The 23,817-nt window shown below is 28.8% G+C and carries 21 protein-coding genes and 6 pseudogenes; 17 read left to right on the forward strand and 10 right to left on the reverse strand.

The window, feature by feature from the left end; translation table 11 throughout:
- Positions 1-73: 73 nt before the first annotated feature.
- From acs to tupB, 3 genes are all read right to left on the reverse strand, one after another.
- On the reverse strand, positions 74-2,047 hold the full coding sequence (gene acs / locus AJN58_RS09560) for an acetate--CoA ligase (RefSeq protein ID WP_070278708.1): 1,974 nt from the start codon (positions 2,045-2,047) through the stop codon (positions 74-76).
- A gap of 137 nt (positions 2,048-2,184) precedes the next feature.
- Positions 2,185-3,180, reverse strand: a complete 996-nt coding sequence (gene tupC / locus AJN58_RS09565; RefSeq protein WP_044778913.1) for a tungstate ABC transporter ATP-binding protein TupC — start codon at positions 3,178-3,180, stop codon at positions 2,185-2,187.
- 1 nt (position 3,181) lies between these two features.
- The gene (gene tupB / locus AJN58_RS09570; RefSeq protein ID WP_002871132.1) at positions 3,182-3,868 is read right to left on the reverse strand and encodes a tungstate ABC transporter permease TupB; all 687 of its coding nucleotides are present in this window, start codon (positions 3,866-3,868) and stop codon (positions 3,182-3,184) included.
- A gap of 78 nt (positions 3,869-3,946) precedes the next feature.
- Between tupB and tupA the strand changes: the two genes are divergently transcribed.
- The 4 genes and pseudogenes from tupA to AJN58_RS10000 all read left to right on the forward strand — a co-directional run.
- Positions 3,947-4,756, forward strand: coding sequence for a tungstate ABC transporter substrate-binding protein TupA (gene tupA / locus AJN58_RS09575; protein WP_002862184.1), 810 nt, complete (start codon positions 3,947-3,949; stop codon positions 4,754-4,756).
- A 139-nt stretch (positions 4,757-4,895) separates the two neighbouring features.
- Positions 4,896-5,459, forward strand: a pseudogene (locus AJN58_RS09580) (5-oxoprolinase subunit PxpA).
- Between the two features lie 9 nt (positions 5,460-5,468).
- Positions 5,469-6,188: pseudogene (locus tag AJN58_RS10205) on the forward strand (5-oxoprolinase subunit B family protein); the annotation flags it as partial.
- Positions 6,174-6,996 (forward strand): annotated as a pseudogene (locus AJN58_RS10000) (biotin-dependent carboxyltransferase family protein); the annotation flags it as partial. The pseudogenes AJN58_RS10205 and AJN58_RS10000, both read left to right, overlap by 15 nt.
- On the opposite strand, the gene AJN58_RS09595 reads toward AJN58_RS10000, so the two are convergent.
- Positions 6,982-7,878 (reverse strand): DMT family transporter, encoded by an 897-nt coding sequence (locus AJN58_RS09595; protein ID WP_070278709.1) that lies wholly within the window; start codon positions 7,876-7,878, stop codon positions 6,982-6,984. The pseudogene AJN58_RS10000 and the gene AJN58_RS09595 sit on opposite strands and share 15 nt — an antisense overlap.
- Positions 7,879-7,910: 32 nt before the next feature.
- Positions 7,911-8,489 carry an NAD(P)H-dependent oxidoreductase gene (locus tag AJN58_RS09600; protein WP_002867872.1) on the reverse strand — a complete coding sequence of 193 codons (579 nt, stop codon included), beginning with the start codon at positions 8,487-8,489 and terminating at the stop codon, positions 7,911-7,913.
- A gap of 99 nt (positions 8,490-8,588) precedes the next feature.
- Between AJN58_RS09600 and rrpA the strand changes: the two are divergent.
- Together rrpA and AJN58_RS09610 are read left to right on the forward strand one after the other, a co-directional pair.
- Positions 8,589-8,935: pseudogene (rrpA, locus tag AJN58_RS09605) on the forward strand (MarR family transcription factor RrpA).
- Entirely contained in the window at positions 8,923-9,372 is a 450-nt protein-coding gene (locus AJN58_RS09610; RefSeq protein WP_070278710.1) for a lipocalin family protein, read from the forward strand. The pseudogene rrpA and the gene AJN58_RS09610 overlap by 13 nt, the downstream one beginning before the upstream one ends.
- 1 nt (position 9,373) lies before the next feature.
- Here the strand turns inward: AJN58_RS09610 and AJN58_RS09615 are convergent.
- Positions 9,374-10,449 (reverse strand): annotated as a pseudogene (locus AJN58_RS09615) (NAD(P)-dependent alcohol dehydrogenase).
- Between the two features lie 442 nt (positions 10,450-10,891).
- On the opposite strand from AJN58_RS09615, the gene AJN58_RS09620 reads away from it, so the two are divergent.
- The 10 genes and pseudogenes from AJN58_RS09620 (at position 10,892) to AJN58_RS09650 (ending at position 19,708) form a co-directional block, all read left to right on the forward strand.
- A complete protein-coding gene (locus AJN58_RS09620) occupies positions 10,892-11,770 on the forward strand; it encodes an aminoglycoside 6-adenylyltransferase (RefSeq protein ID WP_070274150.1) in 879 nt (292 codons plus the stop codon).
- A gap of 61 nt (positions 11,771-11,831) precedes the next feature.
- A complete protein-coding gene (gene hsdR, locus AJN58_RS09625) occupies positions 11,832-14,135 on the forward strand; it encodes an EcoAI/FtnUII family type I restriction enzme subunit R (RefSeq protein WP_044794518.1) in 2,304 nt (767 codons plus the stop codon).
- Positions 14,136-14,171: 36 nt separating this feature from the next.
- A complete protein-coding gene (locus AJN58_RS09630; protein WP_070233902.1) occupies positions 14,172-15,590 on the forward strand; it encodes a hypothetical protein in 1,419 nt (472 codons plus the stop codon).
- Positions 15,591-15,592: 2 nt separating this feature from the next.
- A complete protein-coding gene (locus AJN58_RS09635; RefSeq protein ID WP_214283696.1) occupies positions 15,593-15,946 on the forward strand; it encodes a restriction endonuclease subunit S in 354 nt (117 codons plus the stop codon).
- On the forward strand, positions 15,925-16,128 hold the full coding sequence (locus AJN58_RS10210) for a hypothetical protein (RefSeq protein WP_173403810.1): 204 nt from the start codon (positions 15,925-15,927) through the stop codon (positions 16,126-16,128). The genes AJN58_RS09635 and AJN58_RS10210 overlap by 22 nt, the downstream gene beginning before the upstream one ends.
- A 9-nt stretch (positions 16,129-16,137) precedes the next feature.
- Positions 16,138-16,464, forward strand: a complete 327-nt coding sequence (locus AJN58_RS10610; RefSeq protein ID WP_002862198.1) for a restriction endonuclease subunit S — start codon at positions 16,138-16,140, stop codon at positions 16,462-16,464.
- A gap of 79 nt (positions 16,465-16,543) precedes the next feature.
- Positions 16,544-16,693, forward strand: a complete 150-nt coding sequence (locus AJN58_RS10615; RefSeq protein WP_410002400.1) for a hypothetical protein — start codon at positions 16,544-16,546, stop codon at positions 16,691-16,693.
- A 90-nt stretch (positions 16,694-16,783) separates the two neighbouring features.
- Positions 16,784-17,035, forward strand: coding sequence for a restriction endonuclease subunit S (locus AJN58_RS10620; protein WP_096738697.1), 252 nt, complete (start codon positions 16,784-16,786; stop codon positions 17,033-17,035).
- Between the two features lie 120 nt (positions 17,036-17,155).
- The gene (locus AJN58_RS09645; protein ID WP_070278713.1) at positions 17,156-18,226 is read left to right on the forward strand and encodes a Fic family protein; all 1,071 of its coding nucleotides are present in this window, start codon (positions 17,156-17,158) and stop codon (positions 18,224-18,226) included.
- Positions 18,226-19,708: pseudogene (locus AJN58_RS09650) on the forward strand (N-6 DNA methylase). The gene AJN58_RS09645 and the pseudogene AJN58_RS09650 overlap by 1 nt, the downstream one beginning before the upstream one ends.
- Positions 19,709-19,784: 76 nt before the next feature.
- On the opposite strand, the gene AJN58_RS09655 reads toward AJN58_RS09650, so the two are convergent.
- The 4 genes from AJN58_RS09655 to AJN58_RS09670 all read right to left on the reverse strand — a co-directional run bounded on the left by AJN58_RS09655 (position 19,785) and on the right by AJN58_RS09670 (position 22,654).
- The gene (locus AJN58_RS09655) at positions 19,785-20,540 is read right to left on the reverse strand and encodes a carboxymuconolactone decarboxylase family protein (protein ID WP_070278715.1); all 756 of its coding nucleotides are present in this window, start codon (positions 20,538-20,540) and stop codon (positions 19,785-19,787) included.
- A gap of 106 nt (positions 20,541-20,646) precedes the next feature.
- Positions 20,647-21,066 carry a cupin domain-containing protein gene (locus AJN58_RS09660; RefSeq protein ID WP_070247970.1) on the reverse strand — a complete coding sequence of 140 codons (420 nt, stop codon included), beginning with the start codon at positions 21,064-21,066 and terminating at the stop codon, positions 20,647-20,649.
- A 58-nt stretch (positions 21,067-21,124) separates the two neighbouring features.
- Positions 21,125-22,102, reverse strand: coding sequence for an aldo/keto reductase (locus AJN58_RS09665; RefSeq protein WP_070233908.1), 978 nt, complete (start codon positions 22,100-22,102; stop codon positions 21,125-21,127).
- Positions 22,103-22,228: 126 nt separating this feature from the next.
- Positions 22,229-22,654, reverse strand: a complete 426-nt coding sequence (locus AJN58_RS09670) for a MerR family transcriptional regulator (RefSeq protein ID WP_070210380.1) — start codon at positions 22,652-22,654, stop codon at positions 22,229-22,231.
- A 223-nt stretch (positions 22,655-22,877) separates the two neighbouring features.
- On the opposite strand from AJN58_RS09670, the gene AJN58_RS09675 reads away from it, so the two are divergent.
- On the forward strand, positions 22,878-23,817 hold a 940-nt coding region (locus tag AJN58_RS09675; RefSeq protein WP_186820941.1), incomplete at its 3' end, for a cache domain-containing protein.

The raw sequence follows: 23,817 nt of genomic DNA on the forward strand, positions 1-23,817 counted from the left end.
CCTTTTATTTTTTTTATCATTATAGCTTATTTTTATGAATTTTTATGCAACAAGGCAAAGTTCTTTTTGCTTGTTATTCAAACTCTGCCTTAGCTAATTTAACAATGGTTTCTACTACTCCAGAATCTTCGAGCGTTGAAATATCTTGTTTGATTTCTTCACCTCTTGCTATAGTTCTTAAAATTCTTCTCATTATTTTACCACTTCTAGTTTTTGGTAAACCTGGAGTATAAAGAATTTTTTCTATTTTAGCTATAGGTCCTATCTCTACTCTTAAAATGTCATTAAGTTCTTTTAAAGTTTCTATAGCTCCGCCAAGATCACAACTGGATGCAGGACTTAAAACCACAAAAGCAAACAATGACTCGCCCTTAATCGCATCCAAAATACTCACTACAGCTGATTCTGCTACACTTGGATGTTTAGCAATAGCGCTTTCAATTTCAGCTGTTCCTATACGATGTCCTGCAACATTAACCACATCATCTGTTCTTCCTGTGATGGTAATATAACCATTTTTATCGTAAAAAGCACCATCGCCACTAAAATATACAGCTTTTCCATCTTTTTTAGCTTGAGAAAAATAACTTTCTATATAATGTTCATCATTACCCCAAATTCCACGAATCATCGAAGGCCAGGGTTTAGTTATACAAAGCAATCCATCTTCACCCTCATCTTTTTTATTGCCTTCTTCATCAATAACTTCTGCAAAAATTCCTGGTAAAGGCAAGGTGGCACAACCTGGTTTTAAAGGAGTAGCGCCTGGTAAAGGCGTGATCATATGTCCACCTGTTTCTGTTTGCCACCAAGTATCGACTATAGGACTTTTAGTTCCCCCTATTTCATCATAAAACCACTTCCAAGCACTAGGATTTATAGGCTCTCCAACCGTTCCAAGCACTTCAAGCGTACTTAAATCATATTTTCTTGGCTCATCAGGCGCATCAGCATGAAGCATTCTTATGGCAGTTGGCGAAGTGTAGAATTTGCTTATTTGATACTCTTCTATCATTCTCCACCAACGCCCAGAATTTGGATAAGTAGGAGTCCCTTCATGCATTATAGTCGTTGCTCCACATGCTAAAGGCCCATAAACTACATAAGTATGTCCTGTAATCCAACCCACATCAGCACTACACCAATAATTATCATAATCTTTAATATCAAAAACCCATTCCATAGTCATTTGTGCCCAAAGTATATATCCTGCACTTGCATGCATAACTCCTTTTGGCTTGCCCGTTGATCCTGAAGTGTAAAGCAAAAACAACAAATCCTCGCTATCCATGATTTCGGGTTCACACTTATAAGATTCATTTTTCACAAGTTCGTTATAAACATAGTCCCTTCCTTTAATATATTCTATAGGCTCATTATTGCGTATAACTATAAGTACTTTTTCTACACTTTCACACCCTTCACTTAAAGCCTTATCTACTGCAGGTTTTAACATATAAGGTTTGCCACGACGAAAAGCACCATCAGCCGTTACTACAAGTTTAGCTCCTGCATCTATAATTCTATCTCTTAAGGCTTCAGGAGAAAACCCTCCAAATACCACACTATGAATAGCCCCAATCCTTGCACAAGCTAACATTACTATAGCTGTTTCTGCAATCATAGGCATATAAATTACAACCCTATCGCCTTTTTTTACTCCGAATTTTTTAAGCAAATTGGCTGCCTTGCAAGTTTCATGCAATAATCTTCTATAAGTATAAACTTCATAATCCCCCATTTCACCTTCAAAAATCAAAGCAGCTTTATTGCGTCTTGTTTTCATATGACGATCAAGACATTGATAGCTTACATTTAAAGTTCCACCTTCAAACCATTTATAAAATGGAGCTTTATCCTCATTTAGCACTCTTGAAAAAGGCGAAAACCACTCGATCTTCTCAAGTGCTTGTCTTTTCCAAAAACCTTCAAAATCTTCCTTGGCTTCATCGCATAAATCATAGTATTCACATAAATTTTTTATACGAGCATTACGAGAAAATTCTTTACTTGGCTTAAAAAGCTCTTGATTATTTTGATTAAGCATAAAAACTCCTTTATGATTATTTTTAAACATTATATAAGAGTTTATTTGTATTAAATACAAATTTAAAAAATAATTAAGATAAATTTTATAAAAAATGAGAATATTTGTAATATTTTATTTAAATTTTATAATGTATGTTAATTTAAGAAACATATTGCATCTTCATAAAAATAAAGACTGAGTTCTTTGTATAATTTTAAATCGAATTTTAAAAATTCTTGTTTTTCTAAAGCAAATTCTAAAATTTTATCCATACAACTTACCCTTATAAAAACATCACTTTTCCTACTTCTAAGTGCTATAATATAACATTTTTCTAAAATAAACTCATAATTATTTTTTGGGATATTTTTAGAATTAAAAAAAGAAATTTTATAAGGATCAATCGCAATTTTACTTGGAGGTTTTTTAAAATCTTTATATTTTTTACAATTACTAAAATCTATAAAATTACAAAATTTTACACCTTGATTTTCTAGCTCAAAAACATTAGTATTTTCAAATTCTAAAATTTCTCCACTGTGTAAATAAAGTTTTTTTTGAGCCAAAGAATCTAAAAAATGTTTATCATGGCTTGCGATTAAAAAACCTGTATTGAAATTTTCGTGCATTTTAAGAATAGCTTTTTTAAATAAAAGCGTAGTATTTTTATCCAAAAAAGCACTCGGTTCATCAAGTAAATAATACTTCGCTCTTACGCTTAAAGCTATAGCAAAAGCTATTTTTTGACTTTGTCCTGATGAAAGTTCATTAGGATATTTACTTAAAAGACTTTCATCTAAATTTAAAAACATCAAACTTTCTTTTATACGTTCTTCGATATCTTCTTTAATCCCATAAGTTTTTAAAGTAAATAAAAAATTTGCCCTTACGCTACGATTTAACAAAATAGGCTCTGGAAAAAGCAAATAAATTTCACGCTTTTGTTTATTATTAAGTTTAAAATTTCCAAAATAAGAAATATTTTTTGAAAAATCTCCTTCTAAAAATTTTAATATTCTTAAAAATGTAGATTTTCCACTTCCATTCGTTCCCATTAAGATGCTAATTTTACTTGTATCAAGTTTTAAATTTTTAATTTTTAAAACTTCTTTGTTTTGATAGTTGAAAAAAAGATTAGAAATTTCTATCATTTTATGTTCTTTTAAGTTTGTGTGTAATGAAATTTAAACAAAAGGCAATGAGAATTAAAACCAAAGCCAAAGCTATACCACTAGCAAATTCGCCTTTGTTGGTTTCAAGAGAAATAGCCGTGGTTATGGTTCTAGTGTCGTATTTAATATTTCCACCCACTATCATCGCTACTCCTACTTCTGCTACAATGCGTCCATAAGCTAGTGCAACGACGCTAATCAAAGCAAAGCGTAATTCATAAATCATCATTAAAACAAGTTTTAAAGGACTTAAGTGAAAAGATTTTATAAGTAAAAAATGTTTTTTATTCATATTTTCTATCAAATTTGAAAAAAGTGCGATCACTATAGGAAGTGCTAAAATAAACTGCCCTAAAATTAAAGCCTTTATAGTAAAAAGTAGTCCAAATTCTCCCAAAGGTCCTCGACTTGAAATCAGTGCATAAAGTATAAGTCCTACCGCAACTGTTGGAAAAGAAAGGCTAGTATCTATGATAAGTTTTATAAAGCGTTTAAATTTAAAATCAAAAAAGCCTAAGATAAATCCCAAAGGAAAACCTATGAGCAAAGCTAAAACTATAGAAATACTTGAGCTTAAAAGTGTAGTTTTTATAGCTGAAATTACACTTTCATCAGCATTAAAAAGTAAAAATAAAGCTTGTTTAAAACCATCAAAAATATAATCCAAAAATATCCTTTTTAAAATAAGTAATTTTAGCATAATTATGCTAAAATATTTTTTTATGTAAATTTATAAGGAGAAAAAATGAAAAAAATCATTTCTTTAGCCCTTGCTTTAGCTTTAAGTGCAAGTGCAGCAGAACTTAAAATGGCAACCACAACAAGCACTGACAATACAGGACTTTTAGATGCTCTAAAGCCTCTTTATGAACAAGAAAGCGGCAATACCTTAAAATGGGTTGCAGTAGGAACAGGTGCGGCTTTAAAAATGGGTGAAGATTGCAATGCTGATGTACTTTTTGTACACTCTCCAAAAGCAGAAAAAGAATTTATAAAAAAAGGTTTTGGCGTGGATAGAACCCCTGTGATGTATAATGATTTTATCATCATTGCGGATAAATCAATAGCTTCTAAATTTAAAGGCAAAAATTTAAAAGAAAGTTTAGAACTTATCAAAAATGAAAAACTCACTTTCATCTCAAGAGGCGATAAATCGGGTACTGATAATAAAGAAAAAAGTCTTTGGAAAGATCTTGGTGGTGTGCCTGAAAAAGAAAACTGGTATCAACAAAGTGGACAAGGTATGCTAGCAAGCATTAAAATCGCTGAAGAAAAAAAAGGTGTGATTTTAACTGATCGTGGCACTTATATCAAATATGAAGCCAGTGAAAAAGGAAATCCAAGTTTAGTCATTGTAAATGAAGGTAATGATAGCCTTAAAAATTTTTATTCTGTTATAGCAACAAATCCTAAACATTGCAAAAATGTTAATTATACTGAAGCTAAAAAATTTATCAATTGGCTTACAAGTGACGATACTTTAAGTTTTATTAGCGGATTTAAACTGCTCTATAAACCTTTATTCGTAGTTGATGCAAAAACAAGGAAAGATTAAAATTAAGCAGGTTTTAGCCTGCTTAAAATATTATTTTTACTTATTGTAACTTTTTTATTTATTTTTCAAAACTTTCAGCTTATTTAAAATTCTTCTTTAGATACAATAAAATCAATAATTAAATATACAAGGTCAAATAATGTTCAAAGTAGATTTAAATAGTGATTTAGAGGAAAGTTTTGACACCTATAAAATGGGAATGGATGAAAAAAATTTTAAAAATTTGTAAGCTCAGCAAATGTCGCCTGTGGCTTTCATGCGGGTGATCCTTGTGTAATGGATAAGACCTTAAATTTAGCCAAGCAAAATGGTGTTTGCATAGGAGCACACCCATCTTATCCTGATCTTTTGGGTTTTGGAAGACGCAATATGCAAATAAGCTTTGAAGAAGTCAAAAACCATGCCTTGTATCAACTAGGAGCTTTGGCTTTACTAAGACAAAAGGTATGAAAATACAGCATTTTAAAGCTTATGGCACACTTTATAATATAGCAGCTATTGATAAAAATTTAGCGATAAACGCGTTGTAAAAATGATAAAAGAAGGCAAAGTTACAAGCATAAATGGCAAAGAAATTGATTTAAAAGCGGATAGTATTTGCGTTCATAGGGATAATGTAAAAGCTTTAGAATTTGTTAAAAAAATCAAAGAAAATTTAGAAAAAGAACAAATTCAAATTTGTGCTTTGGAAAATTTTATATAGGTTTTAACAATGTTTAGTGTGCATTTTAGTGGAAGCAAGGCTTTGCTTTTGCTTTTTATTAAACAAGAAATTTCACCTCAAATCAATGCTTATGTTTTAAGCACGAAACAAAGGATACAAAAAGCCCTAAAAGAAGGTGAAATTTTATGGTATTGATGAGTTGATAAGTACTTATGCAAGCTTGCTTATATACTTTAATCCTTGTATACTTTCTTTAAATTCTTTGCTTGATTTTTTGAAAAAAATTAAAAAGGATATTAAACTTACGGAGCAAAACTCAAGTCTTTGTATAGAAGTTCCACTTTGTTATGATGAAGAATTTGGACTGGATTTAGAATTTCAATCAAATTTAAAAAGAAGAACTTATATCTCTTCACACTAAGCCTTACTATCTTGTTTTTATGCTAGGTTTGGCAGGTTTTCCTTATCTTGGAGGTTTGGACAAAAAACTTTTTACCCCACGCCTTTCAAGCCCTAGAGCAAAAATAGAAGCTGGAAGTGTAGGTATAGCCAATAAACAAACAGGAGTTTATCTTATTTCAAGTCCAGGGGATTGGTAAATCATTGCTAGAACATCTTTGGAATTTTTTGATAAAGAAGATGAAAAAATTCCACTCTTTTAAAAGCGGGTATGTTTTTAAAATTTAAAGCCATTTCAAAAGATGAATTTTTTGAGTTCCAAGAGCAAGTTGCTAAAAAATCTATCAAAAGGAAATTTATGAGTATAAAATCATTGAAGCATTTATAAATTCGAGTTTGCAAGACTTTGGTAGAAAAAAATTTGCTAAATTTGGCATAGCAAGAAGTGGGGCTATGGATGAAGATGCCTTAAGAATGACAAATATCTTACTTGGAAACAAACAAGATGAAGCAGGAATTGAGCTTTATTTAAAGGGTGGAAAATATAAATTTTTAGATGAGAATTATTTTGTTTTAAGTGGGGCTGAATTTGAGGCAAAGCTTAATAATCAAAAAATAAAAACTTGCAAGGTATATAAAGCAAATAAAGGCGATATTTTAGAACTTGGTTTAGCAAAAATAGGTTTTCGTGGGTATTTATGCGTAGCAGGTAGCTTTGAAGTAAAAAGTTTTTTAAACTCTAAATCCAGCGATGCTAAAATGAGAGTTGGAATTTTTAAAGGAAGAGCTTTGCAAAAAGATGATATTTTAAATACTCATAATACTTTTATACCTTTTAATTTAGAAGCTAGAGAATGTGAAAATCCTATTTTTAAAAGCTCAAAAGATCCTATTATACGCGTTATTTTAGGAACAAATAAAGATGTTTTTACTCAAAAAGGCATAGATGCTTTTTTAAATACTAGTTATAAAGTGTGATAGAATGGTGATTTATACAGAATCTAGCAAAAGTATAGAGCATAAAAACTCAACAGATATTATTTCAGATCCTGCAGTTTTTGGAAGCATACAGGTACCAAAAAGTGGTATTCCTATCATTTTAATGGCAGTAGGACAAAGCACAGGAGACTATACAAAAATAGCCACGGTTATAGAAAATGATCTAAGCTTTTTTGCCATAAATATTGATAAAATATATAGCACCTATAGCCAAGGCACAACCTAACAAGGTAAGTGCATTTGGCACCTCATCTAGTATAAAATAGCTGCAAATTAAAGCACTAGCAGGAGTGATTAAAACAAAAGAATTTGCCTTAACACTCCCTAAAATGTGAATCCCATAATAATAAATACTAGTACCTATAATAGTTGATAAAAAAGCAACGACAAACATACTGATCCAAAATTTAAATTCAAAATGAAAAATTTCATAACTTTTTACATCAAACAATACCCAAGAAAACATTAAAACAGAAATGAGATTAATATAAAAGTTAATCGCCAAAGGGTGAGCTCCTTTGGCTTTATGATTAAACACTGCTATCAAAGCCCAAATAAAAGAACAAGTTAAAAATAAAATATTAAATTTACCAAATAAATCTTCTAAACTCCCTAAATTTAACAAACAAAATCCAGATAATAAACCTAAAAATAATCCTAAAATTTCACTCTTTGTGATCTTGTGAGTTGATTTTTTATCTTTTTGAAATAATATCGCTATCATAAATATAAAATAAGAAAAAATAGGAATCATAGTTGTAACCAAAACACCGCCTTTTCCAGCTAAACCATGCTTAATGGCAATAAAAAATACAAAAGTATAAAACCCATTTAAAATTCCTGCTATCAGCACCCATTTTAAAATAGATTTTTCAAGCCTTAAAGGAATTCTTAAAAAGCCTAATACCATCAAAGAGCCTAGCAAAACAAAGAAAAAACGCCAAAAAGTAATCACAGAAGTATCAGCATAAGCTGATAAAATCTTAGAAGTAGGCCAAGATGAGCCCCATAAAAACATAGCTAAAACAAGCAAGATATACAAATACTTTGTTCGAGTCAATGTTACACCTTGAAATTTTTAAGTCAAATTTTTTAAAAAATTTTTTTCAAGTGTAGTTCATACTCGTTTAGATATTTTTCCACTTGAGGATTTTTTACCACATCATTACACATAAAAGTTGGTAAAGCTTTCATACCTATAAATTCATGAGCCTTATGCAAATGCCAATACACCATATCTACACCCTTTCCTTCAAAAAATTCATTTTTATCATTAAAGGCTTCAAGAGGTGCATTCCAAGTGAGAGAAAACATGTATTTTTTACCATGATCTAAACCACCTTTTCCGTAGTTTTTACTAGGATTTTCATGAGTTCTTCCATCATTTTTAAAAAGCACTCCAGCACCCAAACCAAACACTTCATCGATATATTTTTTAACTATCCAAGGCTCGCCCATCCACCAAGCTGGCATTTGATAGATCACAGCATCAGCTTTTATAAATTTTTGTATCTCTTCTTTAGGATCATATCCTTGATCTATGTGAGTTTGATCTACTTCGTATCCTAATGTTTTTAAAATTTCTAAAGCATGATTATGCAATGTTAAATTAAGCTGTCCTTTTGAACTTCCAAATTCTTTAGCACCATTAAGCAAGAGTATATTTTTCATTTTTATCCTTTTTTAAATTTTATGATACAATTATAACTTAGCATAATATCATTTTCAATACAGAAAATAAAGTAAGATACTATACTAAAGGAATGTTAAATGACTAAAGAGAATTCTCAGTGCAATTTCGAAGAATGTGGATTTAACTATACTCTAGCATTAATTAATGGAAAATATAAAATGAGTATTTTATACTGCTTATTTCGCTATGAAATCGTGCGTTATAATGAACTCAAACGCTTTTTAAGCTCCATATCTTTTAAAACTTTAACCAATACCTTAAGAGAACTAGAAAATGATGGTTTAATTATCAGAAAAGAATACGCTCAAATTCCACCCAAGGTAGAATATAGCTTATCCAAACGCGGACAAAGTTTAATTCCCATTTTACAAGCTATGTGCAAATGGGGCGAGAAAGACAAAAAGGAAAAAAATGCTTGAATTAATTGGCGAACTTTCTTTACAAAATTATATGGGAGAATGGCTTGAAATGGCTAGAAAACCCGCCTTTTTTCAAAAATCTTGCCTAAATTCAAAGGCAAAATACGAGCTTAAATATAAAAATGGTGTTCCTTATGTAGAGATTGAGAATTTTTGCAGTAAAGAAAATGAAATTTCAAGCATAAAAGGTAAGGCAAAAATCGTTTCAAATAGACAATTAGCAGTGAGATTTAATATCTTTATGAACCTTTTTAATAGAGTAAATTATGAAATCATTTTTATTGATAGCGAGTATAAAGTTGCCATTGTGGGTAGTCCTGATAAAAAATATCTTTGGATTTTAGCAAGAAATATAATAGATGAAAAAAGCACAAAAGAGCTTTTAGACATCGCTAAGCAAAGAGGATTTGACATTAGCGATGTAGTTTTTGATAAGTATTAAATTATTCTTTTGTCATATCAATAACATAGCGAAATTTAGCCTTTCCTGAGGTTAGATTTTCATAAGCTTTATCGATTTCTTGTGGGGTAATAAGCTCGGTTTCTGGATAAATTCCATGTTTTAAAGAAAAATCAAGCATTTCTTGAGTTTCAGCAATACCGCCAATTAACGAACCATAAACCTTTTTGCCTGCCTTATGTACAAGCTCGTTTATGCCTATATTTACCTTATCTTCCACAGGAGGTAAGCCAACTATAGCCATTTCGCCACCAAATTTAAGTAAATCCAAATAAACAGCAGGATTATAAGGCGTTGGAATGGTTGAGATGATTAAATCAAAGCGTTCTTTTACGGCGTTTTTATCGCAGCTTGTGTAAAATGAGCTTACACCCATAGCCAAAGCATCGGCTTTTTTGTTTTCATTTCTAGCAAAAACGCTAACCTTTGCACCCATTTTAACAGCGTATTTTACAGCCATCATACCAAGTCCGCCAAAGCCTGCTATAGCAACGCTTGAGCCTTCTTTTATCTTAGAAAATTTTAAAGGCGAGTAAGTGGTAATACCCGCACAAAGCAAAGGTGCAACCTTATCCATCGGTGCACTTTTTGGCACACAAATGGCAAATTTTTCACTTACAACTATGTTGTTTGAGTAGCCCCCATAAGTGTTTTCATTGCCATGAAATACATCGCAACTATTGTAAGTAAAGATGGTTTTGCCATTTTCGCAAAACTGCTCTTGTGAGCGTTTGCAAGCATCGCACTCACCACATGAATTTACCATACAACCAACCCCTGCGTAATCTCCTACTTTAAATTTACTCACATTTTTACCCACAGCGATAACTTCTCCTGCTATCTCATGCCCAGGCACGCAAGGATAAGTAGCTTCTCCCCACTCGCTTCTTCGGTGTGAATATCGCTATGACAAATGCCTGCATATAGGATTTTAATCAAAATATCATTATCACCAATAGCGTGGCGGCTAAATTCAAAGGGTGTAAATTTCGCATCCTTGCTAAGCATTGCATAACCTTTACTTGCAATGCGATTGTTTTCTAAAATTTTGTATTGCATTTTTGCTCCTTTTTTGATTTTTTATAATTATAAAACATTAGAGTAGCTATAAGTCAAGAGAGAAAATAATTTTTTAAAAATTAGAAAAATACTTGATGTGTTAAAATTTTTTTGATTTTTTAACGTATTTTTTTATAATGTTAAAAATCTTTAGAAATTTTAAAATATAAAAGAATTTATACAACCAAAGCTACTTCTAAATATAAAGAAATTGTGTGATAAAGGGGCGATTTAAATGAATGGAATATATAAAATAAAACAAATTTTTATAGCGAAGATTTCTTAGAGATTTTATTTTTTTATCCTTAAACAAGGATAGAATTTTTAATAAAGTATTAAAAATTTATAAAAATTTAATATTTTTAAAGTATATCAAAATGGATAAAAATCATTATTATATAAATATAAAACTTTTAAGATTTTTTTTAAAAGGAATTTTTAGATGCAAAGCAAAAAAAGAATTTTAGAAAAAATTAAAAATATTGCTTTTATTTATAAACAAATTCGTCTTATAACACTTGAAGGTTCAAGAGTAAATAAGAAAGCTAAAAAGGATAAATATCAAGATTATGATATTTCATTTTTTCTAAAATCTAAAAATTTGAGAAAATTATTAAACCTAAACAAAAGCAAAGATATCAAAAAAGCAAAATTACCTAAATTTATTAAAAATTTTGGAAAAATTTTATTTTATCAAGCGCCTGAAAGCTTTGAATTCTATAAAGCTGATTTGCCTAAAAATTGGGTGAGTTTTTTGGTGATTTTTAAAAATGGAGTGAGAATAGACTTTAAATTTATCCCCTTAAAATCATTGAAACATTATTATAAATTTGAACCTTTAAGCAAAGCGCTTATAGATAAAGATCAAAGATTTAAGAAAACTCAAAATGAGAATGTTTTTTGCATTAAGAAACCAACAGAAAAAGATTTTGATGAAATATGCAATGAGTTTTATTTTACTTTTACAAAATTAGAAAAAGCTCTTTTAAGAAAACAATTTATAATGTCAAATTATTTGTTAAATTCTATGCGTGAAACACTTTTTGATATGCTTAGTTTTAAAGTGGGGCTTAAATTTGGTTTTGAAATTTGGCTAGGTAAACAAAATACTGATATTCTAAACTTTTTAAAGCAAAAAGAAATAAAAATTATCTTAAATTCTTTTAATACTACTTCACTTGAACAAATTGAAAAAACAAGAAAAAAGCTTGAAAATTTATTTCACAAAAACACCAAATTTGTAGCAAAAAAGAATGACTTTAAGCTTTTTTCTTATCGAAAAAATGTAAAAAAATATTGCAAAATTTTAAGAAAATTGTAAAGTAACCGTTATTCAAATTAAAATATGTTATTATTGTTTTAAAATTAATTTAGGGTTAAAAATGAATTTTTCAGAGCAGGATACAAGGGTTAAAATTATAGATGAGAAATTAAAATTAGCTTTATGGAATGAAGAAAACATAAAAAGAAATTATTATTTTACAGATGGTAGGAAACTTTTAGGTGGTAAAAGAGCACAAAGAAAATTTGCAGATTATTTGCTTAGATATGAAGGAAACAACCTTACTATAATAGAAGCTAAAAAATTTAGCAAAGATCCTTTAGATGGTTTATCTCAAGGCATAGAATATGCAAAAATTTTAAATGTGCCTTTTGTATATAGTAGCAATGGAGAAAAAATTTATGAATACGATATAAGAAGTCATAGTGGTAAATATATAGATAAATTCCCAAGTCCTAAAGAACTTTTTGATAGGATTTATGGCAATGTCAAAGAATGGCAATACAGGCTTTTAACTCAAAATGTTATGTATATTCCGCAAAAAGAATTAAGGTATTATCAAAAAATAGCCATAGACAAAGTCATAGAAGCTATTATAAATAACAAAAATAGAATTTTACTCACTCTTGCTACAGGCACAGGAAAAACAACCATAGCTTTTAATTTGTGCTATCGTTTGTTAGAGGCAAGATGGAATAAAGAAAACAAAGATCAAAAGCCTAAAATACTATTTTTATGTGATAGAGTGAGCTTAAGAGATCAAGCCTTAGGAGAATTTAATCCTATAGAAAGTGATTGTAAGGCAATTAGTGCCGAAGAAATAAAGAAAAATGATGGAAAAATCATAACAAATGCAAATGTTTTCTTTGGAATTTATCAAAGCTTAGCCGCAAATTCAAAAGAACAAGAAAACACCCAAGAAGAACAAGAGAGCAAATTTTATCTTCAATACCCAAAAGATTTTTTTGATCTTATCATCATAGATGAGTGCCACAGAGGTGGAGCAAACGAAGAAGGAAGCTGGAGAGCTGTGCTTGAATATTTTTCCTATGCGACTCAGCTTGGTTTAACCGCTACTCCAAAAAAAGAAGAAAACATAGACACTTATGAGTATTTTGGTGAGAGTGTTTATGATTATAGTCTTAAAAGTGGTATTGAAGATGGATTTTTAACCCCTTATAAAGTCAAACTCATAAAAACAACTTTGAGTGATGGTTATACCTATAATCCTGATGATTTGATACAAGGTGAGCTTGAAAAAGGCTTTTATAAACAAAGTGAGTTTGAAAGAAATATCTTTTTACCAAACTATAATGACTTTATCGCTAAGAAAATTTTAGAGCTTATAAATCCCATGGATAAAACTATAATTTTTTGTGCAAATCAAGCTCATGCAAACGAGGTAAAAAGAGCTATAGATAAATATAAAAGCGTTAAAAGAGATGATTATTGTGTAAGAGTTACGAGTGATGAAGGTAAAATAGGGCTTGATTATCTAAAATTGTTTCAAGATAATGACAAAAGCTATCCTGTCATACTTACTAGCTCTAAAATGCTCACAACTGGAGTTGATGCAAAAAATGTGCGAAATATAGTATTGCTAGCAAATATAGGTTCTATGGTGGAATTTAAGCAAATCATCGGGCGTGGCACTAGGGTTTATGAAGGCAAAGACTTTTTTACCATACTTGATTTTGTCGGTGCGACTAAGCTTTTTTATGATCCAAAATGGGATGGTGAAAAAATAGAAGAATTAAAAGAGCAAGATGAAAAAGAAAAAATCACTAAAGAGCATATAAAACAAACAAAAGAAGAAAGCAAAGAAAAAAAGAGCGTAACCATACACTTAAAAGGCACAAAACTTAAGGTTTTAGATATCACAACTACTTATGTAGGAGCACAAGGTAAGCCACTTAGCACTAAGGAGTTTTTGGAATTTTTGATAGGAAAGCTTGGTGAGTATTATGATGATGAAGCAAAATTGCGTGAAATTTGGAGTGATCAAAAAAATAGAGAAAGATTTTTAAAAGCCCTTGCAAATGATGGAGTAGATGAAGATGCTTTAAAAGATCTAAGAGAAATTTTTCAAAAAGATTGTGATATATACGATGTTTTAGCGCATTTAAGCTTTAATGCCGAGATAAAAACAAGGCAAGAGCGTGTTTTGCAAGTAGAAAATAGTGAGTTTTTGAAACGCTTTCAAAAAGAAAAAGCTATAAAATTCATAGAATTTTTACTAAATAGATATCAAGAATACGGCATAAAAGATTTTGATGATGGCTTAAAACCGCTTATAGAGCTTAGTTCTTTAGGCAATGTAAGAGAATTGGCCGATGAATTTGGTGGCTTAGAAATTCTAAAACAAAGTTTTGATGATTTACAAAGGGAGATTTATTTAAAATAATTATAATTAAATATTTCTAAAAACAAAGGAGATTTTATGGCAAAAAATGTAGTTGAATTGCATAATAAACAACTTGAGAAATATTCTGATTCATTAAATGAATTGGTTCAAAAATTAGGTATACCAATAGATGTATTTCAAAATTATAATGACAGAATAATAGTTATAGTTAATCTTGAAAATATTTTATCTCGCATTGAGAAACATAAATTACAACAAGCAAACTATATTTCAAAATTCATGGCTTCCATTTCTGTTGGTTTATTTGATGCTGCGTTAAACTATTTATGGAATGAAACTATACTAAATATCAGAAATAAAATAATACAATATGATATCTCTTATTTTTTAGAGCAATCTTCTTTAAATGAGAATAATAAACGACAAATTAAATCAGATGAAGATTTGAGTAAATTAACGGATTTTGATTTATTAAAAGGTGCCAAAGAAATTGATTTGTTGAGTGAGACTGGTTATAAAAAATTAAATTATATTAGAGAGATGCGAAATGAAATGAGTGCAGCACACCCAAATAACAATGCTTTGAATGCTTATGATATGCTATCGCATTTGCAAACTTGCATAGATGAAGTAATTTGTTCTAAAGAGTCAGAAATAGCAATAAAAGTGAAAAAATTTCTAGGAAATATTAAAAAAAACTCTTTATCTGAATTAGAGATTATAGAAATTGGAGCATTTATAGAAAATCAATCCGATAAAAAAATTAATGCTTTAGCATTAGGTTTATTTGGTATTTATACTGATGAAAATACTGCTAATTTTGTTATTGATAATATAGATGCTTTATATCCATATATATGGAACAATTTAAAAGATGAAATAAAGTATAAAATTGGTATTAAAATTGCGGAATATTCTGCAAATGGTGACAATAATAGAAGTGCTAAGGGAAAAGAGTTATTAAAAAATGTTGATGATGGAATGTCTTATTTATGTAAAGAACATAAAATTGTAGAACTAAAAAAAGAGTTGGAAAATCTTATCAATGCGCACAATGCATATGATAATTTTTATAAAGAGCCATATTATGCTAAAAAAATAGAGAATTTGGTTGGTAAAAAATTTGATATTCCAAAAAATATAGAATATGAGTATGTTTTAACTATAACTAATGTATTTTTGGGTAATGGATGTGGAATTTCATGGGAGGCTAATGAAATTTATTTGTTTCTTATGGAAAATTTTACAGAAAATCAAATTAAATTAGCTATACAATCAATTTTAGAAGATGAGATAAATAGAAAGTTAGAATTTAGTAAAATAGCAAGAGAACAATTTTTAAAAATGATTGGAATATTTAAGAAAAAATTAAAAAATTCTAATTTGATTAAAATATGTGAAGATATGGAAAAAAGTCAAAATTTATATGCTTTTTTCGGAAAAGATATTGATGAAGAGTCAAAAAAAAATATTTTAAATACTCGCTTTAGTTAATGATGAATTATTGGGAAGTTAAAAAGCTTGGTGATATTGCTGAAATTTCAAGCGGTGAAACACCATCAAGAAATAAAAAAGAATATTGGGAAAATGGAATTATACCTTGGGTAAAAATAAAAGACATTAAGGAAAATTTTATTTCTACCACTAAAGAATTTATTACAGAGAATGGCTTAAAAAATTCTTCAGCAAAATTATTTAAAAAAGGAACTTTGCTTTATTCTATTTTAGCTATTTGTGTTTTTATTATATTTGTTACTTTCATGATGAGTAAGTATTATTCACAACAAGCTATAGAAAGTTATAAAGAAATTATGATGGAAAATAATATATGTCAAAATTTACAAAAGTAAAATTAAAAAATTGTGCAACTTTTATAAATGGTATGGCTTTTAAGCCTATTGATTGGGATGTAAAAGGCTTACCTATTGTTAGAATTCAAAATCTTACAGGAACAAATAAAAATTTTAACTATTATTCTAAAGAATACAATCCTAAATTTGAAATTAATAATGGAGATTTGCTTATTTCTTGATCTGCAAGTTTGGGTATATTTATATGGAATAATGATAAAGCTATTTTAAATCAACATATCTCTAAAGTTGTATTTTACAAAATAGAAATTAATAAAAAATATTTTTATTTTTGCATCTTAGATGTTTTAGAAGAGATGAGTGAAAAAACCCATGGTTCTGTTATGAGACATATAACTAAAGGTGATTTTGATAATATTGAAATCCCATTACCATCACTTAAAAAGCAAGAAAGGATAGTGGGAATTTTAGATGAGTTAATACAAAGTGCTTTACAAAAAGCTTTTAATCCTTTAAAAGATAATACTAAGAAAAATTATCAACTCCCGCAGGGTTAGGAATGGAAAAGTCTGGGTGATATAGGGGAAATAATTACAGGAACAACGCCTAACAAAAATAATCCGAATTTTTATAGAAATGTATCCATTGTTTAAACCTAGTGATTTAAATGGAGATATGATAATAAAATATGCTAGCGATAATTTATCAAAATTGGGTTTTAACAATGCAAGAAATATACCAAAAGATACGATTTTAGTGGTTTGTATAGGCACTTATAGGGAATAGGATTAAGTGGAGTTAATGGAAGTTGTAATCAACAAATTAATGCTATTATCCAAATTCTAAATTTCTACCAAAATTTTTATTTTTTTATGCTTGAGTAATTATTTTCAAGAGATTCTTAAAAATAACGCATCTCAGGCAACTTTACCTATTATAAATAAAACAGAATTTTCTAAATTACAAATCCCCCTGCCTCCATTGAAAGAACAAAAGCAAATTGCTTCACATTTAGATGAGCTTTCTTTAAATATAAAAGATTTAAAGCAAAATTATCAAGCACAGATAAAAAATTTACAAGAGCTTAAAAAATCATTGCTAGATAGAGCTTTTAAAGGAAGATTATAAATGTTAAAAAATTTGCCAAATTTTAACACATTGGCTTGATATGTTAAAAATTTTTGATTTTTTTAACATATTTTTTTATAATGTTAAAATTTTTAGAAAAAATTAACATATTGGAAAATTATGAAAGAATTTATACCTCAAAAATTGCCTTTAAATATAGAATTAAATGCAAATATTTATAGTCTTATCATTAAAGCTTCTAGAAAATTAGCAGAGTTAAATGGACTTAGTAAAAGTATACCAAATCCAAGTATTTTAATCAATGCTTTGATTTTGCAAGAAGCAAAAGATTCGAGTGAGATAGAAAATATCATCACAACACATGATGAACTTTTTTTATCACGAGTTGATGAAAACAAACTCACAAGAGCAGCAAAAGAAGTGAAAGATTATGAAAGTGCTTTGAAAAAAGGATATGAGTTATTAAAAAAAGAGCAGTTATTAAGAAATGCACATATTTTAGAAATTCAAAAAAGATTAGAAAGAAATAATGCAGGTTTTAGAAAACAAAGTGGAACTATGCTTAAAAATCCTATTACAGGAGAAATCAAACACATACCACCCCAAAATCCTAATGATATACAAGAACTTATGGGAAATTTAGAACTATACATTAACGATGATAGTTTAGATGAATTTGATTTTTTAGTAAAGATGGCAATTATACATTATCAATTTGAAAGCATTCATCCTTTTTATGATGGCAATGGCAGAACGGGTAGGATTATAAATATACTTTATTTAGTATATAAAGGACTTTTGGATTTTCCTATTTTATATCTTAGTGCTTATATAGTAAAAAATAAAGATGAATATTATAAGCTTTTGCAAAAAGTGCGTGATGAAGGAGCTATTTTAGAATGGATAGAATACATACTTAAAGGCATAGAGCAAACCGCTGTAAAAACTATTGAAACTATTATTACGATAGAAAAAATGATGCTAAATGTAAGCGAAATTTTACAAAATAAAACGAATTTTTATAGTAAAGATTTTGTGGAGCTTTTGTTTTCTCATCCTTATACAAAGATAGAATTTTTAATAAAAACATTAAATATTTCTAGACAAAGTGCTTCAAAATATCTTAAAATTTGTGAAAATTTAGGGGTATTAGAGTGTATTAAAATGGGTAGAAATAATTATTATATTAATATAGAACTATTAAAACTTTTCAAAAAAGGAATTTTTTAATACAAAATAAAATAGATAAAATTACAGATATTTTAAGAAGAGATGATGGTATAAGCGGTGCTATGCACTATACAGAACAAATTAGCTGGATACTTTTTTTAAAATTTTTAGATGATTATGAGACAAATTTAAAAGATTTAGCGTTTTTAGATGGCAAAGATTATAAAAGCATTTTGCAAGAAAAATTTAGCTGGAGTATTTAGGCAGCGCCTAAAAAAGATGGCAAACTTGATGTAAAAAATGCTTTAAATGGATCAGATTTGCTTGAATTTGTAAATAAAGAGCTTTTTCCTTATCTTAAAAATTTTAAAAATAATGATGATTTTAAAAGTATAGAGTATAAAATCGGTGGAATTTTTGAGTTTATAGACAACCGCATAGCAAATGGACATACTTTAAGAAAAGTGATAAATATCATTGATGAGATTAGTTTTAATAAAGAAGATGAAGTATTTGCCTTAGGTGAAGTTTATGAAAAACTTCTAAAAGATATGGGTAGCGATGGTGGAAATAGTGGAGAATTTTACACCCCTCGTCCTTTGATAAAGACTATGGTGGAAGTAATAGATCCTAAACCAAAAGAAAGAATTTATGATCCTTCTTGTGGTAGTTGTGGATTTTTAGTTGAGAGTTTTTTACATATTTTATATAAAGACAGAACCAAAGGCAAAAAAGCAAATTTAAGCGTAGAAGAGCTTGAATTTTTAAAAAATGATGCTCTTTTTGGTAAAGAAAAAACTCCACTTAGCTACGCAATGGGCGTTATGAATATGATACTTCATGAAATTTCAAGTCCAAATATCATAAAAACAAACACTTTAAGTAAAAAAATCACAGATATAACAGAACAAGAAAAATACGAAGTAATACTTGCAAATCCACCTTTTGGAGGTAAAGAAAAAGAACAAATTCAAGAAAATTTTCCTATAAAATTAAACGCTACTGAACTTTTGTTTTTAAACACATTTTAAAATCTTTAAAAAACAACGGAAGATGTGCGATCATCGTGCCTGAAGGTGTGCTTTTTCAAAATTCAAATGCCTTTGTGAGTGTAAAAAAGATTTACTAGATGATTTTAATTTAGAATGCGTTTTGAGTTTGACAAGTGGGGTATTTTTGCCTTATAGTGCTGTTAAGACTAATGTGCTTTTTTTCTCTAAAGGTAAAAAATGTATTTGTGAAGGCGATGGAGTTTATTACTACGAGCTTATACCGCCTTATAAACTTACTAAAAACAAGCCTTTAGAATACGCACATTTTAAAGAATTTCTAAAATGCTACAAAGAAAGAAAAATCACTGCTAATTCTTGGCTTGTTAGCAAAAAAGAGCTTGAAGAAAGAAATTATGATTTAAGTGCTAAAAATCCAAATGTAAAAGAAGAAAAAATCCTAAGAACTAGTGAAGAGATTTTAAATTCTTTAGAAGAAAATCTAAAAACACAACAAGAATATCTAAATGAGCTTAAAAGCATACTAAAATGATTGCAAGTTTTTTGATAAAACTAATTTACAAATAACTTATAAGCTCAATTTACAATAAATATTTATTGCTTGCATTCTACTTTTTAATATCATCAAGCAAATTTAGAGCATTTAAAGCCCTTGGATAACCGATATAAGGAATAAGAGCTGCAATGATATTTAGCAACTCTTTTCTACTTTGCCCCATATTAAGATTGCCTTGTATATGGGCTTTTACTTGATTATCTAGACCGCCAAGTGAGATAAGATATACAAGGGTTAAAAGCTCTCTAGTTTTTAGATCAAGTCCCATGCGTGTATAGTAGTCTCCAAAACAATTCGCACTCAAAAAATCATTTATAAAAGCTTTATCTTCTGGTGTAGTTTCTATCATTTTAGTGATATTGGCTTCACTAAAAATAGCATTTTGTATTTCCCTGCCTTTTATTTTGCGATTTTCTTGCGTAGTAGTACCTTGTGGAGTTAAAACTAAGGCGATATTTAGTTTTTTAAACACTTTATTGCAAAGGCTTAAAAAATCACATACTCTAGCAAAACCCACATAAGGCGTAGCTTGATAAATCACTTCTTTAATGACAATAGGACTTATATCGTTCTTGATTACACCTTGAAGTAAAGCTTTAAACTCTATTTTTCCACCTACTGCTAAAGTAGAAGCAAGAGTGATTAAAAAATATTTTTGTGTATCCAAATTTGCTTTTATAAAGCTCTCATCAAAAGTAAAATTTATATGATTGATAAAATACTCTTTATCACTTGCAAAAAGTTGATCCTTTTTTGCTCCTCCTAAGAGTTTTTCAAAAATTTCTCTTGCTTTTTGTCTTAATTGCATGGTTTTATCCTTTGTGGTTTTTAAAATTTGTGAAAAAAGAGCATTTAAAATACTCCAAAAACATAAAAGTTTTTATAAAATTTTTGTGTTTTATTTACAAATTTCTTTACTCTCTTGCTTCTTTTAAGGCATTTTCATATTCTTCATCGCTTACAAGCTCAAGCCATTCTACATTTTTACCTTCTTTTTCGCCTGTAAGTGCTATGTGTGCTCCACTACTTGTATTAGTTGCACCATGAAAATGCTTTACTCCTATAGGACAGCTTATCACATCGCCTTTTTTAGCTATAAAGGCTTTTTGCCCTGGAACTTTTGTGATGATTTCGCCCTCTGTTACGATTAAGGTTTGTCCTTGAGGATGAGTATGCCATGCACTTCTAGCACTGGCTTCAAATTCAACCAAAGCCCCACTAAAATTTCTCCACTCATTTGATTTAAACATCATAGAAACTTTTACATTTTTGCTAAAAAATTTACTATCGCCTTTAAAACTTCCATGAATTCCTTTACTTTCAAGTTCTTGCATTTACACTCCTTTAACAAAACTACATAAAACCATTACAATAAGAAATAAACCAAACTTTTTATTTCCCAACTCTAAGAGCTGCTTCACCGGCATACCGATCCCCTTTGATTATTATTTTTTCTAAAATACTCTTTAAATGATTTAATTCTTCTTGAGTAAAATGAGTATTAACAGCATTAATATTTTCTTCTAACCTTCGTAAATTTGTTGTTCCAAAAATAGGCACAATAAATGTTTTTTGCACCAAAACCCAAGCAAGAGCAATTTGTGCTAAAGTAGCATTTTTAGCTTTTGCTATATCTTCTAATGCATAAACTAAATCCAAATTAGCTTTTAAATTCTCGCTTTTAAAACGTGGAACTTGTGATCTAAAGTCATTATTTTCAAAAGTAGAATTTGCATCAAATTTACCTGCTAAAAATCCTTTTCCCAAAGGAGAAAAAGGAACAAAACCTATATTTAATTCTTCCAAAACTTTTAAAAGTTCTTTTTCTGGTCCTCTCCACCATAAAGAATACTCACTTTGAACCGCACTAAGCGGAAATACTGTATGAGCTTTTTTAATGCTTTGCACTCCTGCTTCACTCATACCCCAAGCTTTAATTTTTCCTTCCTTATAAAACTGACCCATTAAATTAGCAACTTCTTCAACTGGAACATTTGTATCAACTCTGTGTTGATAATAAAGATCTATACAATCTGTTTGCAAACGCTTCAAACTACCTTCTAAACTTTCTCTGATTTTATTAAGCGTGCTATCAACAATTTGCTTAGCACCCTCAATTCTAACACCAAATTTTGTTGCTAATACCACTTCATTTCTAAAAGATTTTATTGCTTTACCTACTAATTCTTCATTAATAAAAGGACCATAAACTTCGGCTGTATCAAAAAAATCAATACCAAGATCCTTTGCCCTATGAATGAGTGTTATCATCTCTTTTTCATCTTTAGTTTCTCCATAACCAAAGCTCATTCCCATACAACCAAGTCCTAAGACACTTACTTCCAAATTTCTTAATTTTCTTCTTTGCATTTTTATCCTTTTTTTATTTTTTATTAAAAACTAATAGTTCTTAATTATTAAAACATTTTTCTATCATGTTAATCAAAAGTATAAAACCTAACATCTGGTGTAAGTCAAGAATAAAATTAAATATTTTTAAATTTTTACTCGTTTTTTCCGTTTAATATAATCTTTACTTAAAGGATTTAGCTCATCTTTATTTTCCATAACCATTTTTTCATAATAATCTATTTTAAAATCAAGTTTTTTTATAATACTCTCCAATTTTTTCATATCTTTTAGTGTTTTTTCTTTTAATTTTAAAATAATCTCTAATCTCTCTTTTGCAGTACTCTTTCCTTTAGCACATAAAAAAATATATCTTTTAAGATCCTCGATACTCATGCCAATTTGTCTATAACAATCCACCCAAATCACCCATTCTAAATCTTTTTCACTAAAATAACGCACTCCATTTTTATCTTTTTCCACAAAGGGAAATAAACCTTTATCTAGCCAAAACCTAAGTGTTCTACTAGAAACTCCTGTTTTTCTTTCTACCTCTATGATCGTATAAGCCATTCTAATCCTTTATAAGTATAAATTTCATACAATTCAATTTTTAACTAAATATTTTATTATTTTATATTAATGCTACTTTTTAGAAAAATACATATAATTTTCAATTAATATAATTAAATTTTTAAATTTTCAAGATAAAAGTCAAGAAATATTTTATATTTTTTGATAAAATAATACTAGATTTAATTTTAAATTTAAAAATAAATACAAATAAAGGAAAAAAATGAATAGTATAAAATTTAAGCTTTCTCTTATTGCAAATTTAATTGCAATTTTTGCCTTAATTGTTCTAGGTATTGTAAGTTTTTATTTCACAAAAACCTCATTACATGAAACCACTCTTAAAAATCAAATGGACTTGCTTCAAGCCACGCAATCTGTAGTTGAAAATTTCCGTTCTACAAACCAATTTTTTACTAAAAACTTAGAAAAAGATATCACAAGTTTACCTTATCAATCTTTAAATACTGAAGAAAATATTATTAACAATGTCGGTCCTATATTAAAACACTATCGTCATAGCATAAACGCATTAAATATTTATTTAGGTTTAACAAATGGAAAAGTTCTACTCAGTCAAAGATCCAATGACATAAAAATGCCTGAGTTGCGTGATGATTTAGATATAAAGACAAAAGATTGGTATAAAGAAGCTTTAAAAACAAATGATATTTTTGTTACGCCAGCATATTTAGATACAAATTTAAAACAATATGTAATAACATATTCTAAAGCTATTTATAAAGATGGTAAAATCATAGGAGTGCTAGGTGTTGATATACCATCAGAGAATTTACAAAATTTAGTTGCAAAAACTCCTGGAAATACTTTTTTATTTGATCAAAAAAATAAAATATTTGCTGCAACCAATAAAGAATTATTAAATCCATCTATTGATCATTCTCCTGTTTTAAATGCATATAAGGCTAATGGAGATAATAATTTTTTTACTTATAAACTTGATGGAAAAGAAAGACTTGGAACTTGTACTAAAGTTCTTGCTTATACAGCTTGTATTACTGAAAGTGCTGATATTATAAACGGACCTATTCATAAAGCTGCATTTATTCAAGCTATTGTTGTCATTATTGTAGTAGTATTTAGCGTCATCCTCCTTTATTTCATCGTATCAAAATATCTCTCTCCACTTGCAGCTATCCAAA

Source organism: Campylobacter sp. BCW_4321, assembly GCF_001763075.1.
GTDB lineage: Bacteria > Campylobacterota > Campylobacteria > Campylobacterales > Campylobacteraceae > Campylobacter_D > Campylobacter_D jejuni.

Coding starts and splice junctions, on each gene's coding strand:
- acs (WP_070278708.1), bottom strand. CDS start 2,047: ATGCTTAATCAAAATAATCAAGAGCTTTTTAAGCCAAGTAAAGAATTT.
- tupC (WP_044778913.1), bottom strand. CDS start 3,180: ATGATAGAAATTTCTAATCTTTTTTTCAACTATCAAAACAAAGAAGTT.
- tupA (WP_002862184.1), top strand. CDS start 3,947: ATGAAAAAAATCATTTCTTTAGCCCTTGCTTTAGCTTTAAGTGCAAGT.
- AJN58_RS09600 (WP_002867872.1), bottom strand. CDS start 8,489: ATGAAAAATATACTCTTGCTTAATGGTGCTAAAGAATTTGGAAGTTCA.
- AJN58_RS09610 (WP_070278710.1), top strand. CDS start 8,923: ATGCTTGAATTAATTGGCGAACTTTCTTTACAAAATTATATGGGAGAA.
- AJN58_RS09620 (WP_070274150.1), top strand. CDS start 10,892: ATGCAAAGCAAAAAAAGAATTTTAGAAAAAATTAAAAATATTGCTTTT.
- hsdR (WP_044794518.1), top strand. CDS start 11,832: ATGAATTTTTCAGAGCAGGATACAAGGGTTAAAATTATAGATGAGAAA.
- AJN58_RS09630 (WP_070233902.1), top strand. CDS start 14,172: ATGGCAAAAAATGTAGTTGAATTGCATAATAAACAACTTGAGAAATAT.
- AJN58_RS09635 (WP_214283696.1), top strand. CDS start 15,593: ATGAATTATTGGGAAGTTAAAAAGCTTGGTGATATTGCTGAAATTTCA.
- AJN58_RS10210 (WP_173403810.1), top strand. CDS start 15,925: ATGTCAAAATTTACAAAAGTAAAATTAAAAAATTGTGCAACTTTTATA.
- AJN58_RS10615 (WP_410002400.1), top strand. CDS start 16,544: ATGTATCCATTGTTTAAACCTAGTGATTTAAATGGAGATATGATAATA.
- AJN58_RS09645 (WP_070278713.1), top strand. CDS start 17,156: ATGAAAGAATTTATACCTCAAAAATTGCCTTTAAATATAGAATTAAAT.
- AJN58_RS09655 (WP_070278715.1), bottom strand. CDS start 20,540: ATGCAATTAAGACAAAAAGCAAGAGAAATTTTTGAAAAACTCTTAGGA.
- AJN58_RS09660 (WP_070247970.1), bottom strand. CDS start 21,066: ATGCAAGAACTTGAAAGTAAAGGAATTCATGGAAGTTTTAAAGGCGAT.
- AJN58_RS09665 (WP_070233908.1), bottom strand. CDS start 22,102: ATGCAAAGAAGAAAATTAAGAAATTTGGAAGTAAGTGTCTTAGGACTT.
- AJN58_RS09670 (WP_070210380.1), bottom strand. CDS start 22,654: ATGGCTTATACGATCATAGAGGTAGAAAGAAAAACAGGAGTTTCTAGT.